The sequence below is a fragment of the Haloparvum sedimenti genome (assembly GCF_001462205.1).
In the GTDB taxonomy this organism is placed as follows: domain Archaea; phylum Halobacteriota; class Halobacteria; order Halobacteriales; family Haloferacaceae; genus Haloparvum; species Haloparvum sedimenti.
In genome coordinates this window covers 1-1206 of sequence record NZ_LKIR01000133.1, presented here as the reverse complement: position 1 = coordinate 1206, position 1206 = coordinate 1, and the positions used below count along the sequence as shown (strand labels likewise).

The window sequence follows — 1206 nt, the reverse complement described above, 5'->3', positions numbered from 1 at the left end:
CCGTCACAGCGTGAGCAGTTGCTCGCCCCCTGAAGGGGTGCGGGGGCGCGAGACAGCTCCCGAGAACAACCGATGGCAACTCTCCAAGCCGCAACGACATCGACCGGCGCGCTCGTAACAGACCCACAGGCCGTCCGCCAGCTCTGTGAGAACCACTGCTTCGGGACGCTCAACTGGGAGGTGGACGACGACGGCGAACTGATCATCTGGGGCTACGATAGCTTCGAAGTGTACGAGGCCCGTGAGAACGGGCTTCCTGACTACGACGGTGGCATCGTCACCCACGAGTTCCTCCGGTCGCTCGCGGAGTATCTCGAACCGGACGAAGAATTCGACATCCAGACAGCCGGATTTACCAAATGCCGATTTCCCGTGCTGGCGAAACGGTACGTCGTCCGCGACGGTGAGGTGCTGTACGCGGACCTCAGTTCCCCCGACCCGATCGACGAGTAGCGTTGTTCGTCCCCCGGGAGGGGTGCGGGGCGATCCAGTCGTGGATCGTTCTGCGAGGTGATTGTTCAATGGGCCACCGCGCACTTGTTGCGTACGAACGAACCGACGGACAGTACACGCTCCATTACTCTCATTGGGGTGCATCAAATCTGAAGCTCAAGCACCGAATCTCGGCTGAGTCGCCGTTCGGTGGCGAAGACACCGACTCCAAGTGGGCGAAACAGCTGCTGGCGGAGTTAGCCGATGGCCTCGAGGCAGATGCCGTCGACGGCTACCTCGCCGGCGAAGACCGACCGTCGACGGTCGTCGAGCCGAAGCCTCGCGCCACCGGGCTCACGCTCGAGGAGATTATCGCTGACCATCTCGACTACCTCCACCATGAGGCGTTTTACGTGGTGTCGACGACGTTCGAGGTGACCGCCTATCGGACGCTGTGGTTCGGGCTCCAGTACGACTCGGAGACGGTCGAACAGGGAGAGACCGTCGGGAACGGCGCGCTCGCGACGGTGCGTTGGTACGACGGCAAGCCGGTCGGCGACGGCCATCTGAAGGGACAGTTCCGGGCACTGAAAGACGTCGTTGGCGACATGCTCGACAAGGGCGTCTTCACGCCGTCAACGGCGAGACAGTATCTGAAACGGAAGCTCGCTGAGCGGGTCGGAGACCGACAGGAGCTGCTCATTCCGACCGGAGAATCACCCTTCGAGACAGCGAGTCTCGGCAAGTCGTAACACCAATCCCTTAGTGGATATC

General features: G+C 61.9%; 2 protein-coding genes. Both read left to right on the top strand.

Features of this window, described 5'->3' with window-relative positions; translation table 11 throughout:
* Positions 1–72 precede the first annotated feature (72 nt).
* On the top strand, positions 73–453 hold the full coding sequence (locus AN233_RS11810; protein WP_058366987.1) for a hypothetical protein: 381 nt from the start codon (positions 73–75) through the stop codon (positions 451–453).
* Between the two features lie 68 nt (positions 454–521).
* Positions 522–1184 (top strand): DUF6735 family protein, encoded by a 663-nt coding sequence (locus AN233_RS11805; protein ID WP_058366986.1) that lies wholly within the window; start codon positions 522–524, stop codon positions 1182–1184.
* Positions 1185–1206: the final 22 nt, after the last annotated feature.

What these genes read in the sequence shown, in the direction of transcription:
- AN233_RS11810 (WP_058366987.1), top strand. Translation starts at nt 73, where the DNA reads ATGGCAACTCTCCAAGCCGCAACGACATCGACCGGCGCGCTCGTAACA.
- AN233_RS11805 (WP_058366986.1), top strand. Translation starts at nt 522, where the DNA reads ATGGGCCACCGCGCACTTGTTGCGTACGAACGAACCGACGGACAGTAC.